Annotated in this window: 19 protein-coding genes and 1 pseudogene; 11 read left to right on the top strand and 9 right to left on the bottom strand. The window is 71.7% G+C overall.

Going from position 1 to position 19,883, the window contains the following annotated elements:
- From MKK52_RS18085 to MKK52_RS18075, 3 genes and pseudogenes are all read left to right on the top strand, one after another.
- Nucleotides 1-232, top strand: a pseudogene (locus MKK52_RS18085) (1-deoxy-D-xylulose-5-phosphate synthase); the annotation flags it as partial.
- 75 nt (nt 233-307) lie between these two features.
- Entirely contained in the window at nt 308-580 is a 273-nt protein-coding gene (locus MKK52_RS18080) for a hypothetical protein (protein ID WP_243956136.1), read from the top strand.
- Nucleotides 577-1,230 carry a Fic/DOC family protein gene (locus MKK52_RS18075; RefSeq protein ID WP_243956135.1) on the top strand — a complete coding sequence of 218 codons (654 nt, stop codon included), beginning with the start codon at nt 577-579 and terminating at the stop codon, nt 1,228-1,230. The genes MKK52_RS18080 and MKK52_RS18075 overlap by 4 nt, the downstream gene beginning before the upstream one ends.
- A gap of 3 nt (nt 1,231-1,233) precedes the next feature.
- On the opposite strand, the gene MKK52_RS18070 is transcribed toward MKK52_RS18075, so the two are convergent.
- Together MKK52_RS18070 and MKK52_RS18065 are read right to left on the bottom strand one after the other, a co-directional pair.
- Complete coding sequence (locus MKK52_RS18070; protein ID WP_243956134.1) at nt 1,234-2,307, bottom strand: tartrate dehydrogenase; 1,074 nt, start codon at nt 2,305-2,307, stop codon at nt 1,234-1,236.
- A gap of 72 nt (nt 2,308-2,379) precedes the next feature.
- Entirely contained in the window at nt 2,380-4,269 is a 1,890-nt protein-coding gene (locus MKK52_RS18065) for a chloride channel protein (RefSeq protein ID WP_409564693.1), read from the bottom strand.
- Nucleotides 4,270-4,391: 122 nt separating this feature from the next.
- Here MKK52_RS18065 and MKK52_RS18060 point away from each other — a divergent pair, with 122 nt between their 5' ends.
- Nucleotides 4,392-4,625 carry a hypothetical protein gene (locus MKK52_RS18060; protein ID WP_243956133.1) on the top strand — a complete coding sequence of 78 codons (234 nt, stop codon included), beginning with the start codon at nt 4,392-4,394 and terminating at the stop codon, nt 4,623-4,625.
- Between the two features lie 2 nt (nt 4,626-4,627).
- On the opposite strand, the gene radA is transcribed toward MKK52_RS18060, so the two are convergent.
- Together radA and alr are read right to left on the bottom strand one after the other, a co-directional pair.
- Nucleotides 4,628-6,058, bottom strand: a complete 1,431-nt coding sequence (gene radA, locus MKK52_RS18055; RefSeq protein WP_243956132.1) for a DNA repair protein RadA — start codon at nt 6,056-6,058, stop codon at nt 4,628-4,630.
- A 31-nt stretch (nt 6,059-6,089) separates the two neighbouring features.
- The gene (gene alr, locus MKK52_RS18050) at nt 6,090-7,178 is read right to left on the bottom strand and encodes an alanine racemase (RefSeq protein ID WP_243956131.1); all 1,089 of its coding nucleotides are present in this window, start codon (nt 7,176-7,178) and stop codon (nt 6,090-6,092) included.
- A gap of 119 nt (nt 7,179-7,297) precedes the next feature.
- On the opposite strand from alr, the gene MKK52_RS18045 reads away from it, so the two are divergent.
- The 4 genes from MKK52_RS18045 (at nt 7,298) to MKK52_RS18030 (ending at nt 11,047) form a co-directional block, all read left to right on the top strand.
- Nucleotides 7,298-7,954 carry a hypothetical protein gene (locus MKK52_RS18045; RefSeq protein ID WP_243956130.1) on the top strand — a complete coding sequence of 219 codons (657 nt, stop codon included), beginning with the start codon at nt 7,298-7,300 and terminating at the stop codon, nt 7,952-7,954.
- A 136-nt stretch (nt 7,955-8,090) separates the two neighbouring features.
- Nucleotides 8,091-8,687, top strand: a complete 597-nt coding sequence (locus MKK52_RS18040; protein ID WP_243956128.1) for a CvpA family protein — start codon at nt 8,091-8,093, stop codon at nt 8,685-8,687.
- A 123-nt stretch (nt 8,688-8,810) separates the two neighbouring features.
- Complete coding sequence (gene purF, locus MKK52_RS18035) at nt 8,811-10,298, top strand: amidophosphoribosyltransferase (RefSeq protein WP_243956126.1); 1,488 nt, start codon at nt 8,811-8,813, stop codon at nt 10,296-10,298.
- Between the two features lie 5 nt (nt 10,299-10,303).
- Nucleotides 10,304-11,047: an SDR family NAD(P)-dependent oxidoreductase gene (locus MKK52_RS18030; RefSeq protein ID WP_243956123.1), complete on the top strand. Its 744-nt coding sequence runs from the start codon at nt 10,304-10,306 to the stop codon at nt 11,045-11,047.
- Between the two features lie 18 nt (nt 11,048-11,065).
- On the opposite strand, the gene MKK52_RS18025 is transcribed toward MKK52_RS18030, so the two are convergent.
- Nucleotides 11,066-12,757, bottom strand: a complete 1,692-nt coding sequence (locus tag MKK52_RS18025; RefSeq protein WP_243956121.1) for a methyl-accepting chemotaxis protein — start codon at nt 12,755-12,757, stop codon at nt 11,066-11,068.
- A gap of 207 nt (nt 12,758-12,964) precedes the next feature.
- On the opposite strand from MKK52_RS18025, the gene MKK52_RS18020 reads away from it, so the two are divergent.
- Together MKK52_RS18020 and MKK52_RS18015 are read left to right on the top strand one after the other, a co-directional pair.
- On the top strand, nt 12,965-13,375 hold the full coding sequence (locus MKK52_RS18020; protein ID WP_243956119.1) for a dihydrofolate reductase: 411 nt from the start codon (nt 12,965-12,967) through the stop codon (nt 13,373-13,375).
- Nucleotides 13,372-14,490, top strand: coding sequence for a carboxylate-amine ligase (locus tag MKK52_RS18015; protein ID WP_243956117.1), 1,119 nt, complete (start codon nt 13,372-13,374; stop codon nt 14,488-14,490). The genes MKK52_RS18020 and MKK52_RS18015 overlap by 4 nt, the downstream gene beginning before the upstream one ends.
- Here the strand turns inward: MKK52_RS18015 and MKK52_RS18010 are convergent.
- The 3 genes from MKK52_RS18010 to MKK52_RS18000 are packed head-to-tail and all read right to left on the bottom strand — an operon-like array spanning nt 14,487 to nt 16,316.
- The gene (locus MKK52_RS18010) at nt 14,487-14,807 is read right to left on the bottom strand and encodes a winged helix-turn-helix domain-containing protein (protein ID WP_243956115.1); all 321 of its coding nucleotides are present in this window, start codon (nt 14,805-14,807) and stop codon (nt 14,487-14,489) included. The two genes, MKK52_RS18015 and MKK52_RS18010, sit on opposite strands and share 4 nt — an antisense overlap.
- Before the next feature lie 49 nt (nt 14,808-14,856).
- Entirely contained in the window at nt 14,857-15,255 is a 399-nt protein-coding gene (locus tag MKK52_RS18005; protein WP_243956113.1) for a PilZ domain-containing protein, read from the bottom strand.
- Nucleotides 15,252-16,316 (bottom strand): HD-GYP domain-containing protein, encoded by a 1,065-nt coding sequence (locus MKK52_RS18000; protein ID WP_243956111.1) that lies wholly within the window; start codon nt 16,314-16,316, stop codon nt 15,252-15,254. Before MKK52_RS18000 ends, MKK52_RS18005 begins: the two co-directional genes overlap by 4 nt.
- Nucleotides 16,317-16,797: 481 nt before the next feature.
- Between MKK52_RS18000 and MKK52_RS17995 the strand changes: the two genes are divergently transcribed.
- The gene (locus MKK52_RS17995) at nt 16,798-19,542 is read left to right on the top strand and encodes a PAS domain-containing sensor histidine kinase (RefSeq protein ID WP_243956109.1); all 2,745 of its coding nucleotides are present in this window, start codon (nt 16,798-16,800) and stop codon (nt 19,540-19,542) included.
- A gap of 7 nt (nt 19,543-19,549) precedes the next feature.
- Here MKK52_RS17995 and MKK52_RS17990 read toward each other — a convergent pair whose 3' ends face one another.
- The gene (locus tag MKK52_RS17990; protein ID WP_243956106.1) at nt 19,550-19,855 is read right to left on the bottom strand and encodes a PsiF family protein; all 306 of its coding nucleotides are present in this window, start codon (nt 19,853-19,855) and stop codon (nt 19,550-19,552) included.
- Nucleotides 19,856-19,883: the final 28 nt, after the last annotated feature.

The following is a 19,883-nucleotide window of genomic DNA, read 5'->3' as shown; positions in this document are numbered from 1 at the left end:
GCTGCATCTCCTGGCGGAGAAGGGCGCGCTGGATGCGGGCCGGGTGCGGGTGCGGACGCTCACGCTGCCGGACACGTACCAGGACCACGACAAGCCGGAGAAGATGTACGCGGAAGCGGGCCTCGACGCCCCAAGCATCGTCAAGGTCGTCACCGAGACGCTGCCCGCCGCCAAGGCCGAGAAGGCCGACCTCTCCGACAACGTCGTCAGCGTCCGCCGCCGGCCGCGCTGAGCGGCACCTCCCGCCGTCCGAAAGAGTCGACGGGACGGCGGGGCATGGGGTAGAATTCCTGGCGAGGAGTTCGCCATGACCGCACAGGCTGCCGTTCGTCCCGAGGCCGAGGTGATGACGGCCCGGGACACCATCCGCGATCTCGCCCGCCGTCACGGCATCCGCTACGAGCGGGCGGGGCTCGACGACTGGGCCGAGGCGGTCTCGCGCGTGGCCGGCGACGATGTGGACCTCGACGAGACCGAGTGGCTGCTCGTTGCTCTTAGGCGGGCCGAGATTCTGCCCGGCATCGAAGGCACTCGCCTTCACTATCGGTACATCCAAGAGCGCAAGGCAGGCGCGGCGTGACCTTCGACGTCTTCGGTGATTTCGAGGAACGAGGCTACCTTCGGAACGTCGTAGGCACGAAGGACCTCGCTGAGGTCAAGTTGCTGGAATACAGCGCCTTCCTGTCCGAAGTCGGCAAGGCCGTCGCGGCCCTGTCCCGCCGGAACCCGCTGACCTACGTCGACATCCTCACCACGCATGCGACCCTGTTCGGCTCGGTCTACCCCTGGGCGGGGAAGGACCGGTGGGAGACCGCGCCACAGGCCAACATCAGCCGTGGCGGCTACGACAGGATGTTCGCCTTCCCGAAGGATATCCGCCGGGCCGCCGATTACGCCCTCCGGCAGGGCAATGATCGCGCGTTCATGCGGGCGAAGCCCCGCGAGGTGCTGGGCTCGCTGGCCCACGCCCATCCGTTCCTCGACGGCAACGGGCGCACCATCATGACGGTGCACACCGTCCTGGTCCACCGGGCGGGCCTCTCCGTCGCGTGGCACGAGACGGACAAGGCCGCCTTCCTGACGGCCCTGACCAAAGAAGTGCATCTGCCCGGCGACGGATATCTGGACGCCTACCTCGCGCCCTTCCTCCGCGAGCCGAGGCCGCTGGAGCGGGAGGTCGAAGGGCTGAGGGCGCTGACGACCCTCGGCTCCGCGACCGCCGCGGGCTGAGCCTCAGCCCAGCGCCTCCTCCACGGCCTTGCCGCAGGCTTCCGTGTCGGCGTTGCCGCCGAGGTCGCGGGTGCGAAGCGTCCGCTCGGCCAGCACTCGTTCGATGCCGGTGACGATCTCGGCCGCCGCCGCGTGCTCGCCGAGGTGTTCCAGCATCATCGCCCCGGACCAGATCTGGCCGATCGGGTTGGCGATGCCCTGGCCGGCGATGTCGGGGGCCGAGCCGTGGACCGGTTCGAACACCGACGGATGCACCCGCTCCGGATTGATGTTGCCCGAGGGCGCGATGCCGATCGTGCCCGTGCAGGCGGGGCCGAGGTCCGACAGGATGTCCCCGAACAGGTTCGAGGCCACCACCACGTCGAACCGGTCCGGGTTCAGCACGAAATGCGCGGTCAGGATGTCGATGTGGTACTGGTCCCAGGTTACGTCCGGGTAGGACTTCGCCATGGCCCGCACCCGCTCGTCCCAGTACGGCATGGTGATCGAGATGCCGTTGGACTTGGTGGCCGAGGTCACGTGCTTGCGCGGCCGGGTCTTGGCCAGCTCGAAGGCGAACTTGAGGATCCGGTCGACGCCGTGGCGCGTCATGATCGTTTCCTGCAGGGCGAATTCCCGGTCGGTGCCGACGAACATCCGCCCGCCCGCGTTCGAGTACTCGCCCTCGGTGTTCTCGCGGACCACCCAGAAATCGATGTCGCCGGGCTTCCGGTCGGCCAGCGGGCACTTCACCCCCGGCATCAGCCGCACTGGGCGCAGGTTGGCGTATTGGTCGAATTCCCGCCGGAACAGGATCAGCGAGCCCCAGAGGGAGATGTGGTCCGGCACCCGGTCGGGCATGCCCACCGCGCCGAAATAGATCGCGTCGTGGCCCTCGATCTGCGGCTTCCAATCCTCCGGCATCATCCGGCCGTGCTGTTCGTAATAGTCGCAGCTCGCGAAATCGAACCAGTCGAGCTGAAGCGAGAAGCCGTGCCGCTTGGCGGCCTTCTCCAGAACGCGCACGCCCTCGGGCACGACCTCCTTGCCGATGCCGTCGCCGGGAATGACCGCGATGCGGTAGCTGCGCTCTGCCATGGGTTCCTCCGCGTTCTCTGTGCGGCCCAAGGTGTGAACCAGGGCCGCCGGGTCAATCCGCCGGCCTGACGTTCAGACCGATTCCCCGACCATCGCCCGGCGCTGCCGGTCGAGTTCCTCGCTGTAGCGCTTCAGCGTGTGGCTCTCGGTGAGGAGCCCCAGCACGGTCCGCGCGGGATCGAGCACGGCCAGCGCCTCGCTCTCCGTCCGGTCGAAGGCGGACGCCGCCTCCTTGGCGTTCATCTCCGGGGTCAGGAAGTCGTCGGTGCAGCGCAGGAGGTCGGCCAGCGCCGGCTGCTCGCCGGAGGCGGCCTCGCGGGCCAGCGCATGGGCCTCCGGCACCGAGACGATGCCGGCGTAGCGGTCCTTCCCGTCCGTCACCACCACCCGCGAGGGCGAGCCGAGGGGATGGGCGCGCAGGAAGGTCGCCAGCGGCGTGTCGAGGGGCACCGGCCGCACGTCCCGCCGCATCAGCCGCCCGACGGTCAGGGAGCGGATCCAGCCGATGTCGTGCGCGCTGCGGATGCTCTCGCCGCGCAGGTGGAAGCGCCAGGTGGCGAAGGAATAGCCGAAGGTCTTCCGGACGGTCAGCGAGGAGGCGATCACCGCCGCCAGGACGAGGCCGGTGATGGGCAGGCTGCCCGTGGCCTCGAGCGCCAGGAACGTCATGGTGAGCGGGCCGCCGATCACTGCGACGGCGAGCGCGCTCATGCCGATCACCGCGTAGGCCAGCGGCGTCAGGCCGAAGCCGGCCATGCCCGGAATGAGGAGCGGCGCCGCCACGGCGAAGAACTTCCCCGCGATGGCGCCCAGGAACAGGGAGGCGAAGAACAGGCCGCCGCGAAACCCCGAGCCGATGGAGATGGCCGAGGCCAGGGCCTTGGCCACGAACAGCCCGGCGAGGGCGAGGCCGGTATAGCCCTGCGCGCCCTCCAGGAAGTGCATATGCAGGGCGCCGTGGCCGCCGGAGAGCACCTGCGGCGTGCCCGCCAGTGCCAGCGCCCCGACACAGAGGCCGCCGAGGACGGGAGCCGCCACGCGCGGCAGGCCGGAGGCCTGGACGATCTGCTCCACCAGGGTCACGCCGCGCATCACCGCGATGCCGAGCCCGGCGCAGAACAGGCCGAGCATCAGGCTCGGCACGATCTCCAGGCTGGTGACGTGGGAGGTCGTCACCGCCTGCATGTTGTCGAAGACGACGAGGGGCTGCGTGCCGAGGATCGCCTGCGAGATCAGGCTGCCGCAGAGCGCCGCCACGACGACCGGCGTCAGCATGGCGATGGAATAGGTGCCGATGATCAGTTCGAAGGCGTAGAACGCCCCCGTCAGCGGCGCGCCGAACGCTGCCGCGATGGCCGCCGCCGCGCCGCAGCCGACGAGGGTGCGCAGGTCGCCCCGGCGCAGCTCGAAGGCGATGCCGAGCCGCGAGGCGACGCCGGAGCAGATCTGCGTGTAGCCGGCCTCCAGGCCGACCGAGGCGCCGCTTCCGTTCGAGAGGATGTTCTGCAAGCCGAGATAGAGGCTGTCGCGCAGAGACATGCGGCCGCCATGCAGGGCGTTGGCCTCGATCGGGTCGATGGCCGGGCGCTTGCGCGGGCCGCGCACGTAATTGACGAGGAGGATGAGGAGCCCCAGCGCGACGCCGCCGAGACAGGGGCCGACGAGCAGCAGGACCGGGTTCACCGCCTCCATGGCGCTCAGGCGGCTGCCGGCGGGGAGCTGGTAGAGCAGTTCGCGCAAGCCCTGGGTGAGCAGGGTCATGCCCGAGACCGCGAGCCCGGAGATGGCGCCGACGAAGGTCGCCAGCAGGACGAGGCCGCCCTCGCTGCGCCGGACGAAGGCGCGCAGCCGGCCGGGGGCCTGGACGAAGGGCGCGCGCACCCGCTTTCCGCGGCCTCGCACGGCCTTGGGCGCGGTGTCCGGGTCGGACGCCGCGCCGGGGGAGGGCTGTCGCGCGCTCACCCCTGGTTCTTACGCAGGGGAGGGGGCGGGCGTCCACCGTGCGGGCTTATCTCATCCGGGATTGGATCCCTCGGAACCACGGCCGCATTGAACGGCCGGAGGGGTGTTCACAGGGGATCGCAATGGGTTTGGCCGCTTTCGTCTTCTTCGTCGTTCCGTGGATGGTGCTGGCGGTCTGGCTGTTCCGCCTGCCGAGCGCCCTGCGGCTGGGGGTGGCGCCGACGCCCTGGCGTCCGCTCACGCAGTTTCCCGAGATGCCGCGCGACCAGCGGCACGAGATCAACGTCGCCAATTCCGGCGCCAACGACGGATCGAACGCCACGGGGGGCGACAAGCACACGCCCTACATCGCGTAGGGTCAGTACTCGTCCTCGAACTCGCGGGCGGGCGCCCGGCCGCGCCCGCCTCGCCGGGGGGAGCCCGCGCCGATCCCGGCCACGAGGTCGGCGATGTGGCGCAGGGTCTCGACGGAGAGCACCTTCTCGCCCTCGCCCCGCCCCTGCGGGATGAGGGCCTTGGCGAAGCCGAGCTTCTGGGCCTCCTTCAGCCGCGCCCCCGCCTGGGCGACCGGGCGGATCGCCCCCGAGAGGCCGATCTCGCCGAAATACACCGTCTCGGCCGGCAGCACCGCCCCGGACAGGGACGAGACCAGGGCGGCGGCGACCGCCAAGTCGGCCGCCGGCTCCACCACCCGCAGGCCGCCCGCGACGTTGAGATAGACGTCGTGGCTCCCGAGCCGGATGCCGGCATGGGCCTCCAGCACCGCGAGCACCATGGAGAGGCGGTTCGGGTCCCAGCCCACCACCGCCCGCCGGGGCATGCCGAGGGAGGAGGGCGCCACCAGTGCCTGGATCTCCACGAGGAGCGGCCGGGTGCCCTCCATCCCGGCGAAGACGGCGGTGCCCGCTGCCTGCTGGTCGCGGCCGGCGAGGAACAGGGCGGAGGGGTTCGGCACCTCCGACAGCCCGGCATCGGTCATCTCGAACACGCCGATCTCGTCGGTGGGCCCGAAGCGGTTCTTCACCGCGCGAAGGATGCGGAAATGGTGGCCCTGGTCGCCCTCGAAGGAGGCGACCGCATCGACCATGTGCTCCACGACGCGGGGGCCGGCGATCTGCCCGTCCTTGGTGACGTGGCCCACCAGGATCACCGCCGTCCCCGTGGTCTTGGCGAAGCGGATCAGCGCCTGCGCGGAGGAGCGCACCTGCGTGACCGTGCCGGGGGCCGATTCGACGGTCTCGGTCCACATGGTCTGGATCGAATCGATCACCGCCAGCGCCGGGGGCTTCCCCTGGCTCAGAGTCTCGACGATGTCCTCGACGTTGGTCTGGGCGGCGAGCTGCACGTCGGCCTTGGCGAGGCCGAGGCGCTCGGCCCGCAGGCGCACCTGCCCCACCGCCTCCTCGCCGGAGATGTAGGCGACGCCCGCGCCCTGCTGGGCCATGGCGGCGGCGGCCTGCATCAGCAGGGTCGACTTGCCGATGCCGGGATCGCCGCCGAGCAGGATCACCGAGCCGCGCACGAAGCCGCCGCCGGTCACACGGTCGAGCTCACCGATGCCGGAGGGGCTGCGCGGCGCCTCCTTGGCCTCGCCGGTCAGCCCCTCCAGGGGGAAGATCCGCCCCCGGGAGCGGGAGGGCCGGGTGGCGGCGGGGCCGGACTGGCCGGGGCCGCCCGCGCTCTCCTCCTGGATCGTGTTCCAGCCGTCGCAGGCCTCGCAGCGCCCGCGCCAGCGGTTGTAGACCGCCCCACAGGATTGGCAGACGAAGGTCTGGTGGATCTTGGCCATGGGTGTCCCGGACTCGTCCGCCTACGCGGCCCTAGCCATCATAATCCCGAACATAACGGGAACCAAGGCTCGTCAGGATCTCGTAGCCGATGGTGCCGGCGGCGTGGCCGACGGCATCGACGTCGAGGCCGTCGCCGATCAGCACGGCCCGCGCCCCCCGGCGGGCGGCGGGGGCGTCGGTGACGTCGAGGATGATGAGGTCCATCGAGACGAGGCCGAGGATCGGGCAGGCGACCCCGCCGACCAGGGCATGGCCGCGCCCGCTCAAGGCGCGAGGCAGGCCGTCCGCGTAGCCCAGCGACAGGGTCGCGAGGCGGCGGGGGCCGGGCGCCGTCCAGCGGCCGTTGTAGCCGGCGCTCATGCCGGCCTCGACCTGACGCACCTGCACGATGGCGGCGTCGAGGCGCACCACCGGCTCCATCGGGTTCGGCGCGCCGGGGGTCGGGTTGCCGCCGAACAGGGCGTAGCCCGGCCGCAGCAGGTCGTGCCGGGCGCCGTCGAGGAAGACGCCGGAGGAGTTGGCGAGCGATCCGCGCAAGGTGGGCAGAGCCTTCCGCACGCGGGAAAAGTCCGCGATCTGGCGGGCGTTGACCGGATCCTCCGGGCGCTCGGCGCTGACGAAGTGGCTCATCACGAGGTCGATGCCCGCCGCCGCGATCCGGGGATCGTCGGCGAGCGCCAGGGCCTCGGGCACCGACAGGCCGAGCCGGTTCATGCCCGTGTCGACATGGAGCGCCGCAGGGTGGCGCCCCCGCGAGAAGGCGGCCCATTCGGACAGCTCCTCCAGGCTCCCGAGGACGGGGCGCAGGCGCGCCTCAGCGAAGGCCGGCGATGCGCCGGGCGGCAGGCCGTTCAGCACGTAGAGCGCGGCCTCCGGCAGGGCGGCGCGGGCGACGCGGCCTTCCGAGAGATGGGCCACGAAGAAGCTGCGGCACCCGGCCTCCCACAGGGCGGGCCCGGCGCGGTCGATGCCGGTGCCGTAGGCGTCGGCCTTGATCACCGCGCCGCACTCGGCCCCCGGCGCCCGCACGGCGAGGCGCCGCCAGTTGGCGGCGAGCGCGGAGAGATCGACCGTCAGCCGGCCGCCATGCACCTCGCTGCTTGCCCGCGACACCGCCACGCCACCTCTCCCGTTCCACCCGCTACCCCGGACGTAGGGCCACACCCCCCGGCTCCGCAACGACGGAACCGGCCGTCCCGTTCGCGAGTCCCCGTCAGACACGAACGAGGTACATAACCATGCGGAGCGCCCTCCTCGCGGCGGCGCTGCTGCCCCTGGCGGGCGCAGCCTCGGCGCAGACCGCCCCCCTCGGCCCGGCCGGATCCGCCATCGGCTCGGTGAGCGTCGCCCCCGCCGCGCCGGGCTTCACGAATCAGCAGGCATCGGTCGTGCCGCAGACGACGATCGCCAATCCCGGCGGCCTGAGCCTCGGCGGCACCGCGGGCGGCGCCTTCCCGAGCATCTCGTCGCAGACCGGCGGCATCCAGAATGCCGGCGGGTTGACCTTCGGCTCGGGCGTGTCCCTCGGTTCCCTGCCCACCCCCACGAGCGCGACCCTGTCCATCGGCGCGACGGGCAGCTTCGGCCTGTCCTCCCTCGGCCTCGGCGCCACGTCCTTCGGCACGACGAACCGCTTCGGCCTCTCGACGGGCACGGTCTCGGCGGGCATCGGCGCGACCGGCTCCACCACGACCTCCTCCACCGGGGGCGGCTTCGGCGGCTCCGGGGCGGGCATCTCCACCGGAGCGACCGTCGATCCCACGCGCCAGACGGGGGTGAGGGCCACCGGCGGGGGCGGTGGAGGAGGGGGCAGCGGCATCTCCGGCGGTGCGGCCAGTGCCACGAACGAGGCCTGCGCCACCCTCCCCGTCGGCGGCTGCACTGGCGCCTTCTGATGCAACGGTGATACACGGCCCGGCCCGTCCGCCGCCCCCCGGTGACGGCCGAGGTTCGGCAAGATATACTGAGGGAGTGGTCGGGAGAGCCGCACGGGCCTCGTCGGCGCTTCCCGTGCGTTCCTGAAGTGAGGCGATGCCGTTCACAGTCCTCGATCTCGTGGTCCTTGGCATCGTTGCCGTGTCCGCGCTCCTGGCGGCCGTCCGTGGCGTGACGCGCGAGGTCCTGGCGATCGTCGCCTGGGTCGTCGCGGCGGCGGCCGCGTGGTCGTTCTTCCCGATGCTCCTGCCCACCGTAAAGCAGCACGTGAGCAGCGACACGGTCGCCCTCGTGGGCTCCATCGCGGCGATCTTCCTCGTCACGCTCATCATCGTGTCGATCATCACCGTGAAGATCTCCGACGTGGTGCTCGATTCGCGCATCGGCGCGGTGGACCGCTCCCTCGGCTTCCTGTTCGGCGCGGCGCGGGGCTTCCTGATCTGCGTGATCGGCTGGGTGTTCCTGTCCTGGCTGGTCCAGGGCAAGGTGCCGGATTGGGCGGCGCAGGCCCGCTCCCGGCCGATGCTGGAGAAATCCGGCGACGCGCTGGTGGCGCAGCTGCCCGAGAACCCGGAAGGCTTCCTCAAGCAGTTCAAGAAGCCCAAGCCCGTCAGCCCGCCGAACGAGGCGGCCGACGCGCCCGCCGACGACGCGACCGTCCAGAAGCGGACCGAGACGGCGCCCAAGCGCTGACCGGCGCGGGCCGCTGCCCTGCGGCCGACGCCGTTGGCCTGCGCTGCGGGAGCGATTACATGACGGCGGCGTGACGCGGGCTGCCTTGAGTCCGTCGCCCCCAGGAAGTGACCGAGCCCGATCATGTCGCGAGCCCCCGTCGACGCCTCCGAGGATTTCGATACCGCGCAGTTCGACCTCGACGGCGATACGCTGCGCGAGGAATGCGGCATCTTCGGCATCTTCGGCCACCCGGACGCCTCGGCCATCGTCGCGCTGGGGCTCCACGCCCTGCAGCACCGGGGCCAGGAGGCGGCGGGCATCGTCGCCTTCGACGGGAAGGTGTTCCACTCGGAGCGGCGGCCGGGCCTCGTCGGCGATTCGTTCTCGGACGCGGCGACCATCGAGCGCCTGAAGGGCCGCTCGGCCATCGGCCACGTCCGCTACTCGACCACGGGCGGGACGATCCTGCGCAACGTCCAGCCGCTCTTCGCGGAGCTGGCGGGCGGCGGCCTCGCGGTGGCCCATAACGGCAACCTGACCAACGCCCTCTCGATCCGCCGCGACCTCGTGCGCGACGGGGCGATCACCCAGTCCACCTCGGACACCGAGGTGATCCTCCACCTCGCCGCCCGCTCGCGCAAACCCCGCATCATCGAGCGCTTCATCGACGCCCTGCAGGCGATCCAGGGCGCCTACGCCCTCGTAGCACTCACCAACAAGAAGCTCATCGGCGCCCGCGACCCGCTGGGCATCCGCCCGCTGGTGCTGGGCGAACTCGACGGGCGCTACATGCTCGCCTCCGAGACCTGCGCGCTGGACATCATCGGCGCCCGCTACGTCCGCGACATCGAGAACGGCGAGATCGTCGTGATCTCGGAGGAGGGGATCGAGTCGATCCGCTTCGCCCCGGCCCAGCCGATGCGGCCCTGCATCTTCGAGTACATCTACTTCGCCCGGCCGGATTCCATCGTGAACGGCAAGAGCGTCTACGCGGTGCGCAAGGCCATCGGCCACGAACTCGCCCGCGAATCCCGCGCCGAGGCGGACGTGGTGGTGCCGGTGCCGGATTCCGGGGTGCCGGCGGCGCTCGGCTACAGCCAGGAGACGGGCATCCCCTTCGAGATGGGGATCATCCGCAACCACTATGTCGGGCGCACCTTCATCCAGCCGACGCAGTCGGTGCGCGAACTCGGCGTGCGCATGAAGCACTCGGCCAACCGCGCGGCCATCGCGGGCAAGCGGATCGTGCTGGTGGACGACAGTCTGGTGCGCGGCACGACCTCGGTGAAGATCGTGCGCATGATGCGCGAGGCCGGGGCGGCGGAGGTGCATTTCCGCATCGCCTCGCCGCCGATCACCCATCCCGACTATTACGGCATCGACACGCCGGAGCGGGAGAAGCTGCTCGCCGCCACCCACGACCTCGAAGGGATGCGCGCGTATATCGGCGCGGATTCGCTCGCCTTCCTCTCAATCCCCGGCCTCTACCGGGCGATGGGCGAGACGGAGCGGCGCAGCGCCTGCCCGCAATACACCGACCATTGCTTCACCGGCGACTATCCGACGGGGCTGACCGATCTGGCGATCGCCAGCCCCCGGCAGATGGCGATGCTCGCCGAGGCGGATTGATCCCGATGGCTCCTCTGTCCCTCGACGGCCGCGTCGCCGTCGTCACCGGCGCCTCGCGCGGCATCGGCCGCGCCGCCGCCCTGGCCCTCGCGGAAGCGGGGGCTCACGTCGTGGCGGTGGCCCGCACGCAGGGCGCGCTGGAAGAGCTCGACGACGAGATCCGCCGGATCGGCGGCAGCGCCACCCTGGTGCCCCTCGACCTCAAGGATTTCGACGCCATCGACCGCCTCGGCGGGGCGATCCACGAGCGTTGGGGCAAGCTCGACATCCTGATCGGCAACGCGGGCGTGCTCGGCGTGCTGATGCCGCTCGGCCATATCGACCCGAAGATCTGGGCGAGCACGCTGGACATCAACGTCACCGCCAACTGGCGGCTGATCCGCTCGCTCGATCCGCTGCTGCGCATGTCGGATGCCGGGCGGGCGATCTTCGTGACGTCGGGGGCGGCGCATTCCTGCCGGGCCTATTGGGGGCCCTACGCGGTGACGAAGGCGGCGCTGGAAGCGCTGGTGCGCAGCTACGCCGCCGAGACCGAATCGACGGCGATCCGCGCCATGCTGGTGAGCCCCGGGGCGCTGCGCACCCGAATGCGCCGCTCGGCCATGCCGGGGGAGGACCCGCAGACCCTCCCCACGCCGGAGGATCTGGCGCCGCATTTCGTGCGCCTCGCCTCGCCGGAGTGGCGGGAGACGGGCCTGATCTACGATTTCAGGCAGGACCGGCTGCTGACGCCCCGCGCCCCGGAGTGAGCGGGGAGGGCGACACCCTCACGCCGCCTTCACCTCCGCCAGGAAGTCGCCGACCTCGCCCGTGAGGCGCTCGGACTGCTCGGACAGGGCGCGGGCCGCCTGGAGGACCTTCGCGGCCTCCCGGCCGGTGCGCTCGCTGCCCTGGCGCAGGTCCGCCAGGGTGGCGCTCACCTGCGCCGTGCCGTCCGCCGCGTGGGCGACGCTGCGGGCGATCTCCCCGGTGGCGCTGCCCTGCTGCTCCATGGCGGCGGCGACGCCCCCGACCCGCTCCGACATCTCGCCGATGGCCGCGCCGATGCGGCGGATGTCGCCGACCGCGGCCTCCGTCGCCGCCTGGATCTGGCCGACCTGCACGCCGATCTCCTCGGTGGCCCGCGCCGTCTGGCCGGCGAGTTCCTTCACCTCGGCGGCCACGACCGCGAAGCCCCGTCCGGCCTCCCCGGCGCGGGCGGCCTCGATGGTCGCGTTCAGGGCGAGCAGGTTGGTCTGGCCGGCGATGGCCGAGATCATCTGCACCACCTCGCCGATGCGCAGGGCGGCGGCGGAAAGCTGCTGCACGGTGGCGTCGGTGCGCGCGGCATCCGCCACGGCCCGCCCGGCCATCGCCGAGGAATGCGTGACCTGCTCCAGGATCTCGTGGATCGAGGCGGTCATCTCCTCGCTCGCCGCCGCTGCCGTCTGGACGCTGGCGGAGGTGTCCCGGGCGATCCCGCCCGCCGCGACGGTGCGGCCTGTCCCGTCCTCGGCGGTCTCGGCCATGGCGCGGGCGGCGGCCTCCATCTCGGCCGAGGCCGAGGCGAGGGCGCGGGTCAGGCCCGAGACCCGCTCCTCGAAGGACAGGGCGAGGCCGTCGAGGGCGGCCCCGCGCCGGGCGGCGGCCTCGCTGCGCGACGCCTCGGAGGCCGAAAGGCGGCGGGCCGTGGCGGCGTCGTCCTTGAACACCTGCAGGGCGCGGGCGAGCAGGCCGATTTCGTCCCGGCGCTCCGTGCCGACCACCGTTACCCCGAGATTCCCGGCGGCGAGGTCGTTCATCGCCCCCGCCATCCGGGCGAGGGGGCGGGCGATGCCGTAGACCGCGATCGCCGCGAGGAGGGCGAAAGCGGCGGCGAGGCCGAGCCCCGCGAGCCAGGTCAGGCGGTCCTTCGTGGCGGCGGCGACCCCGGCGGCGGCCTCCCGCGCGGCCGAGAGGTCGCCCAGCGTCTGCGTCACCCGCGCCTCGACGGCGGCGAGCGCCTTGGCGCGCAGGGCCGCCTCGTCCTGCGTGGACATGGCGAAGGCGATGTCGGTCATGCCCTGCTTGGCGTTGGTGACGACCTTGTCGGAGAAGGCGAGGTAGCCCTTCACGGCGTCGCGGGCGGCCTCGTCCTGCCCCCGCTGCGCCGCGTCGGCGGCGAGGGACACGAGGCGTTCGGCCTCCCGGCCCGCCCGCAGCTCGGCCTCCTTGTGCTTCTCGGCCAGCGTCTGCAGCACGTCGCCGCTGCCCTCCACGATCACGCCCTTCTGCGCGATGGTCGCCGCGTTGAGGGCGTCCGCGATGCGGAGGGCGGCGACGACCCGGTTCACCTGGCCATCGACGATCTCGTCCGTGGCCCCGCGCAGGGTGTCGAGGCCGGAGCGGGCCATGAGCAGGAGCCCCGCCGCCATGAGCAGGACGAGCCCCGCCGGCAGGGCTAGCTTCGCGATGAGCTTCAGATCGTTAAAGGAGCGCATGACCAGACCCGGAGCCGGAACGACCTTCGGCCAGAGATGACAGGTATTACGACGTAGGGCGTTAACGGTGCGTTTGACTATGAAGGACTTGAAAGGTTCGCACTTATAGTTCCAGCCTTCGGTGCGGTGAAAGATTAAGCCCGACCCGACGCCCTTTGCCGGGCGCCCTCGGCCCGGCTATGGAACATCAGGGGCGGGAGGAACCGAATGATCGACGTGCGGGCGATGTGCGCCATCGGGCAGCGGGGCCAGCTCGGCCTGGACGGGCGCCTGCCCTGGGAGGGCAACACCGATCCGCTCTACGTCGAGGACGTGACGCGGTTCTTCGCCGAGACGCAGGGCCACGTGCTCATCGCCGGCCCGAAGACCATCGCGTCCGTGCCCGAGTTCGCCTTCCGCGACCGCACCATCGACGTGATCCGCTCGCACGAGGATCCCGAGGCGGTCCTCGCGCGCTATCCCGGACGACGGATCTTCGTCGGCGGCGGCATCGCGGTGTGGAACGTCTATGCGCGCTACATCCAGAACTGGGACATCACCCGCCTGCCCTACGACGGCGAGGCCGACCGCTGGTTCGACCCCGCCTGGCTCGTCGGCGGCGCCCTGAGGCGGACATGAACGACCATCCCTACGGCTTCGGCATCGAGGAGGAATACTTCCTCGCCGACGCCGCCACCCGCGACACGCCGCAGGGCGACCTTGCGGCCTTCCACGCCGAGGCGGCGGCGGGCCTGCCCGAGACCGGGCGGGAACTGGTCGCGGCGCAGATCGAATTGTGCACCCCGCCGCTGACGGCGATGGACGCGGCGCGGGCGAATCTCGGCGGCCAGCGCGCCCGCTTGCAGGCAATCGCGGCGAACCACGGGCTCGCGCTCCTCTCCTGCGGCACCCAGCCCCTGGCCCGGCGCCGGAGCCAGACCGCCTCGGACGGCGAGCGCTATCAGGACATCCTGTCGGATCTCGGCATGGCCGCCCGCCGGGCGCTGATCTGCGGCATGCATGTCCATGTCGAGGTGCCCGATCCCGACGCGCGGATCGACCTGATGAACCGGCTCCTGCCGTTCCAGCCGCTGCTGCTCGCCCTCTCGGCCTCCTCGCCCTTCTGGCAGGGGGAGGCGACGGGGATGCGCGCTTACCGGCTCTGCGTGTTCGGGGAGATGCCCCGCACCGGCTTCCCCGAGATCTTCGCGGACGCCGCCGCCCATGATCGCCTCGTGGCGATCCTGACCCGCGCGGGCGCCATCGCGGATGCGAGCTATCTGTGGTGGTCGCTGCGGCCCTCGATCAAGTTCCCGACGCTGGAACTGCGCATCGCCGACGCCTGCACGCGGCTCGACGATTCCTTCTGCCTCGCCGCCCTGTTCCGCTGCCTCGTGCGGCTCTGCGTGCGCCGGCCCGACCTCAATGCCGGGCTCGACGGCGTGTCGCGGGCGATTGCCGGCGAGAACCTGTGGCGCGCCCAGCGCGACGGCATCCGCGCCGAACTGATCGACGAGGCGCGGGGCGACGCGGTTCCGTTCGCCGACGCCCTGGAGACGGTGCTCGCCCTGATCGCGGAGGATGCGAAGGCGCTCGGCTGCGAGCGGGACGTCGCCCGCGCCCGCGCCATCGTCGCGGAGGGCACCAGCGCCGACCGCCAGATCGCGGCCTACGAAGCGGCCCGCGCCGCCGGCCGGGACGAGCGCGGCGCGCTCGCGGCGGCGGTGGACTGGATCGCCGGAGCGGTGGTCTAGAGCCCGTCGAGGAACGGCGCGGCGGCGGTCTCTGCCGCCCGCTCGATGGCCCGGTAGCGTATGACGATGTCCGCGCCGAGGTCCGACAGGCGGGCGCCGCCGCCGGCGCGACCGCCGGTCTGCGCCTCCACCACGGGGCGCCCGAAGCCGGTGTTCATGGCCTCCACGAGGAGCCACGCCCGGCGGTAGGACATGCCGAGCGCCCGCCCGGCCGCCGCGATCGAACCGTGTTCGGCGATTCCCTCCAGGAGCGCCACCTTCCCCGGCCCGATCCGGAAATCCGGCCGGATGTCGATCCGAATGCTGAGCCGCGCCATCGTCCCGTCCGCCGTCGCGGTCCCGCCCTAGCACGCCGGGCCGGTGCGGTCAGAACGCCGAGATCCGGCTGCCGCGCAGGCCGCGGATGGCGCCCCCGCTCGTCTCGGGCACGGCGGCCTCCGGCTCGGGCTGCTTGACCGCCTTCGCCTCCAGCTTGCCGACCCGCTCGATCTGCACGCCCACATGGGAGCCGCGCCGCCACACCACCTTCACCGCGCAGACGAAGTCCCGCCCGATCACCCGGAACATGAAGCGTTCGGGAAGCTCCATGCCCTCCGGCACCGCGAGCCGCGCGCCGGAGGCCGAGATGTCCTTCACCGAGGTCGCGATCTCCTGCCCGTCGAACAGGCGGATCTTGGCGATCCAGTTGGTCTCCTTGCGCTCCTCGCGGCGCACGTCGCGGAACATGAGGTCCAGATCGCTGGCGTTGTCGCTGGCGTTCGTCATGCCGTCGCCCCCATGGCCGCCGCGTCGAATGCGTCCGCCACCGGCCGGAAGGCGCGCACGAGATCCGCGTCCAGCCGGCCCGCCATCGACTCGATGATCGCGAGGGCCGCCGCTTCGGACATGGCGGACTTGTAGGGACGCCGCTCGATCAGGGCGGCGTAGATGTCGCTGATGGTCACGAGGCGCACGCGGTCGGGGATCTCCCGGTCGCGCAGGCCGTCCGGATAGCCGGAGCCGTCGAGCATCTCGTGGTGGGAGCGGACGACGGCGAGCGTCGCCGCGTCGAAGCCGGAATTCGCGAGCATCGCATGGCCGATGGCCGCGTGCGTGCGCATCACCTGCAATTCGTCCGGGTCGAGGCGCCCCGGCTTGTTGAGGATGGCGGCGGGAATCCGCGTCTTGCCGACATCGTGCAGCAGCGCCGCCTTGGCGAGATGGTGGCGGTCGGCGGCGTTCAGCCCCAGAGCGTAGGCGAAGGCGGCCGAGAGCCCCGCGACCAGCAGGATGTGCTGGTGGGTCACGTCATCGAAGCGCTGCACCGCCCGGACCCAGTCCGCGATGCCGGTCTCGTGGATCGCCTGGGCGACGAGTTCGGTGCCGGTGTCGGCGAGGTCGGGCGTCAGCGCCTCGCCGGAGAAGAACACCGCGTCGAGGTAGCGCCCGGCCTCGCTCGCATGGCGGCGCGCGCTCGCCGAGGCGGGCTGGGGGGGAAACGGCCCGGCGCGGTCGCGCACCCGCACCGGCAGGAGGCGCAGGGCCTTGGCCGCGGGAAGGGTCTCGGCGCCGAGCAGCCGCGCCTGGACCTCGGCGCGGGCGGCATGGCCGTGGACGAGGAGGATGTGCGGCACGCCCTGGCCGTGCACCGCGTCGAGGCAGCGGCGCAGGCGCACCAGCGCGTCGGAGGTCAGGTCCTTCACGTCGCTGACGATGAGGGACGGGCGCCCGGAGGGCGGCTCCGCGTCGTAGAGGTCGTGGAGGTGGCAGGAGCGCGGGTCGTCGAAGCCCCGGGCGAGGCGCTCGGAATGACGAAGGTCGTCGCTGATCAGTAGAAGCTCAGACATGGCGGCCGGCGCTGAGACGCCCGTCGAATGGCATGATTCCGATCTCCCGCCGGAAGTCGTTTTACAATGCCACGCTGAGTCCTAATCAATCTCTACTTTTGCGGGAATGAGGCCCGTCAGCCCGACGTGGGAGACACGACAATACAACTTAAAGTTATAACGGGAATGGCTTGAAAACGCCCATCCGGCCGGGCGACCGCGTCCCCCGGAGGTGACGGTCCCACCGACCATGAACGGGGGGATGCCAAAGTCGGCGGGACCGGCCGGACAAGTCCGGCACTGTGACGGTGATCCACTCGGGCCGAGGCGACAATTACATGGATCAAAAGCAGCCGCCGATTTGTGCGACCTCATTGAAAAATGGCTCGACATACAACCAAAAGGCGAGTTCCCCGGCCAACCGGCGGCCCCGCACCGGCCAAGCCTGATTCGGTAAGGCTTGTGCGGTAGGACGGGACGGAGTTTCCGGCTGCGCAACCGCATGGACAGGCCCACCTCAGACAGGCTCCCCCGCCGCTCCCCCGCCCTGAAGGCGGAGGACGCCCTGCGCGTCGCCGAGGCGCGGCTGCTGCGGGCGCAGGAGGCCGTGGGCATCGGCCTGTTCTCGGTGAGCATCGCGGACGGGACCCTCTACCCGACCCCGCATTTCTGCCGGCTCTACGGAATGCCGGAGCGGGAGAGTTACCCGGCCGAGGCCTTCGAGAACCTCGTCCTGGCCCAGGACAGGCACCTCGCCTCCACCGCCGAGAGCCGCCGCAGCGGCGAGCCGCCGAAGGACGTGGAGTACCGGATCCGCCGCCCCGACACCGGGGAGATCCGCTGGATCGCCCGCCGGGGCGAGATCGAGCGCGACGCGGACGGCCACCCCGTCCTGTTCCAGGGCATCGCCCGCGACATCACCGAGAAGCGCGCCGTCCGCGACGCCCTGGCCGAGAGCGAGCAGCGCTACCGCGCCCTGTTCGAGGCGGTGGACGACGGGTTCTGCATCATCGAGTTCATCGATGGGCCGGACGGCCCCCTGAGCGACTACGTCCACGTCGTCGCCAATTCCGGCTACCAGCGGCATACCGGCATCCCCGACATCGTCGGCAAGCGCCTGCGCGAGATCGCGCCGGACGAGGCCGAGGGCTGGCTCGACCTCTACGGCGGGGTGCTGCGCAACGGGGTGCCGATCCGGTTCGAGCGGGCCTTCGTCACCGTCGGGCGGCACATCGAGGTCTCGGCGGCGCGGGTGGAGCCGGCCTGCCGCCGGCAGGTCTCGGTGCTGTTCCGCGACATCACCGAGCGCAAGCGCGCCGAGGCACGCCTGCGCGAGAGCGACGAGCAGTTCCGCATCCTGGCCGAGGCGATCCCGAACCATGTCTGGTCGGGCCGCCCGGACGGGACGCTCACATGGTTCAACGCGCAGACCTACGACTACACCGGCCTCGCGCCCGGCCTCCTCGAAGGGCTGGACGGGTGGCGTCAGGCCGTCCACCCGGAGGACCTGCCGGCGGCCGCGGCGGAGTGGTCCCACGCCCTCGCCACGGGCACCGTCTATCAGCACGAGATGCGCCTGCGCCGGGCGGACGGGACTTTCCGCTGGTTCCTCGTCCGCGCCGAGCCGATCCGCGACGCAGCCGGGGCGATCGCGCGCTGGGTCGGCACCAATGCCGACATCGACGAGGGCAAGCGTCGGGCGGTGGCCCTGGAGCGGCTGGTGGCCGAGCGCACCGCCGACCGCAACGCCCTGTGGCAGCTCTCCCGCGACCTGATGCTCCGCTGCACCTTCGAGGGCATCGTCACCGCCGTGAACCCGGCCTGGATGGAGATCCTGGGCTGGCGCGAGGACGAGCTTCTCGGCCGCAACCTGTTCGACCTCGTCCATCCCGAGGATGTGGCACGCAGCCTGGAGGGGGCGCGCGACCTCTCCTGCGGGATGTCGCATGCCCGGTTCGACAACCGCTACCGGGCCCGCGACGGCGGCTACCGCTGGATCGCGTGGTCGACGCGGCCGAGCGAGGGGTTGATCAACGCCGTCGGCCGCGACATCACCGCCGAGCGCGAACGCGCCGAGGCCCTGGCCCGCACTGAGGAGGCCCTGCGGCAGGCGCAGAAGATGGAGGCGGTGGGCCAGCTCACCGGCGGCCTCGCCCACGACTTCAACAACATGCTCGCCGGCATCGTCGGCTCCCTGGAGATGATGCAGACCCGCCTGCTCCAGGGCCGCACCGGGGAGCTCGACCGCTACATCGGCGCGGCGCAGGGGGCGGCCAAGCGCGCGGCGGCCCTGACGCACCGGCTGCTCGCCTTCTCCCGCCGCCAGACGCTGGACCCGAAGCCCACCGACGTGAACCGCCTCGTGGCGGGGATGGAGGATCTGGTCCGCCGCACGGTCGGGCCCTCCGTCGCGGTGGAGGTGGCGGCGGCGGGCGGCCTCTGGCCGACGCTGGTCGACCCGAGCCAGCTGGAGAACGCCCTCCTCAACCTCTGCATCAATGCCCGCGACGCGATGCCGGAGGGCGGGCGCATCGTGATCGAGACCTGCAACCGCTGGCTCGATCCCCGCGCCGCCGCCGAGCGCGACGTCGAGCCCGGCCAGTACGTCTCGCTCTGCGTCTCGGACAACGGCACCGGCATGGCGCCGTCCATCGTCGCCAAGGCCTTCGACCCGTTCTTCACCACGAAGCCCCTCGGCGAGGGGACGGGGCTCGGCCTGTCGATGATCTACGGCTTCGTCCGCCAGTCGGGCGGGCAGGCGCGGATCTATTCCGAGGTCGGGCAGGGCACGAGGGTCTGCCTCTACCTGCCCCGCCATCTCGGGGAGGCCGAGGAGCCGGACGAGATCCCCGCGCAGGTGGAGGCGGCCCAGGCCAAGGCCGGCGAGACGGTGCTGGTGGTCGACGACGAGCCGACCGTGCGGATGCTGGTCGCCGAGGTGCTGGGCGACCTCGGCTACGCCGCTCTCGAGGCGGCGGATGGCCCGTCCGGCCTGAATGTGCTGCAGTCGGACGCGCGGATCGACCTCCTCGTCACCGATGTCGGCCTGCCGGGCGGGATGAACGGGCGGCAGATGGCCGATGCCGGACGGCTGAGCCGCCCGGACCTGAAGGTGCTGTTCATCACCGGCTATGCCGAGAACGCGGCCCTCAACCACGGCCACCTCGCCCCCGGCACGCAGGTGCTTACCAAGCCCTTCTCCCTCGACACCCTGGCCGCGCGCATCCGCAGCCTGATCGAGGGCTGAGGCCGGCTCAGTGCGCAGCCGCCACGGCGCCGCCGAGGCACTGGTGCATGAAGGCCTTGCGGTCCGGCCCCTTCGGCAGGGCCTTGGCGATGGCCTGTTCCCGGCAGGCGTCGCGCTGGGGCTTCATGCAATCCCGCATCGCCGCCTTGCGCTCCGGCCCCGTCAGGCTCCGGCTGTCGACCTGCGCGCGGCACTGCGCCCGCGCCGAATTCGCCTCCGGCGCGGCGGGGGTGGCGGCCGGCTGCGCCAGGGCGATGCCCGACAGGGCCGCGAAGGTCGCGGCGGCGAGGCAGGAATGGACGAGTGTTCTCATGGAGGCTTCCCGGATGGCGGCCCCGTGC

Source organism: Methylobacterium sp. J-067 (assembly GCF_022829465.1).
Lineage (GTDB): Bacteria > Pseudomonadota > Alphaproteobacteria > Rhizobiales > Beijerinckiaceae > Methylobacterium > Methylobacterium litchii.
This window is presented reverse-complemented; position numbering and strand designations above follow the sequence as displayed.

What these genes read in the sequence shown, in the direction of transcription:
- MKK52_RS18080 (WP_243956136.1), top strand. Translation starts at nt 308, where the DNA reads ATGACCGCACAGGCTGCCGTTCGTCCCGAGGCCGAGGTGATGACGGCC.
- MKK52_RS18070 (WP_243956134.1), bottom strand. Translation starts at nt 2,307, where the DNA reads ATGGCAGAGCGCAGCTACCGCATCGCGGTCATTCCCGGCGACGGCATC.
- MKK52_RS18060 (WP_243956133.1), top strand. Translation starts at nt 4,392, where the DNA reads ATGGGTTTGGCCGCTTTCGTCTTCTTCGTCGTTCCGTGGATGGTGCTG.
- radA (WP_243956132.1), bottom strand. Translation starts at nt 6,058, where the DNA reads ATGGCCAAGATCCACCAGACCTTCGTCTGCCAATCCTGTGGGGCGGTC.
- MKK52_RS18045 (WP_243956130.1), top strand. Translation starts at nt 7,298, where the DNA reads ATGCGGAGCGCCCTCCTCGCGGCGGCGCTGCTGCCCCTGGCGGGCGCA.
- MKK52_RS18040 (WP_243956128.1), top strand. Translation starts at nt 8,091, where the DNA reads ATGCCGTTCACAGTCCTCGATCTCGTGGTCCTTGGCATCGTTGCCGTG.
- purF (WP_243956126.1), top strand. Translation starts at nt 8,811, where the DNA reads ATGTCGCGAGCCCCCGTCGACGCCTCCGAGGATTTCGATACCGCGCAG.
- MKK52_RS18030 (WP_243956123.1), top strand. Translation starts at nt 10,304, where the DNA reads ATGGCTCCTCTGTCCCTCGACGGCCGCGTCGCCGTCGTCACCGGCGCC.
- MKK52_RS18025 (WP_243956121.1), bottom strand. Translation starts at nt 12,757, where the DNA reads ATGCGCTCCTTTAACGATCTGAAGCTCATCGCGAAGCTAGCCCTGCCG.
- MKK52_RS18020 (WP_243956119.1), top strand. Translation starts at nt 12,965, where the DNA reads ATGATCGACGTGCGGGCGATGTGCGCCATCGGGCAGCGGGGCCAGCTC.
- MKK52_RS18015 (WP_243956117.1), top strand. Translation starts at nt 13,372, where the DNA reads ATGAACGACCATCCCTACGGCTTCGGCATCGAGGAGGAATACTTCCTC.
- MKK52_RS18010 (WP_243956115.1), bottom strand. Translation starts at nt 14,807, where the DNA reads ATGGCGCGGCTCAGCATTCGGATCGACATCCGGCCGGATTTCCGGATC.
- MKK52_RS18005 (WP_243956113.1), bottom strand. Translation starts at nt 15,255, where the DNA reads ATGACGAACGCCAGCGACAACGCCAGCGATCTGGACCTCATGTTCCGC.
- MKK52_RS18000 (WP_243956111.1), bottom strand. Translation starts at nt 16,316, where the DNA reads ATGTCTGAGCTTCTACTGATCAGCGACGACCTTCGTCATTCCGAGCGC.
- MKK52_RS17995 (WP_243956109.1), top strand. Translation starts at nt 16,798, where the DNA reads ATGGACAGGCCCACCTCAGACAGGCTCCCCCGCCGCTCCCCCGCCCTG.
- MKK52_RS17990 (WP_243956106.1), bottom strand. Translation starts at nt 19,855, where the DNA reads ATGAGAACACTCGTCCATTCCTGCCTCGCCGCCGCGACCTTCGCGGCC.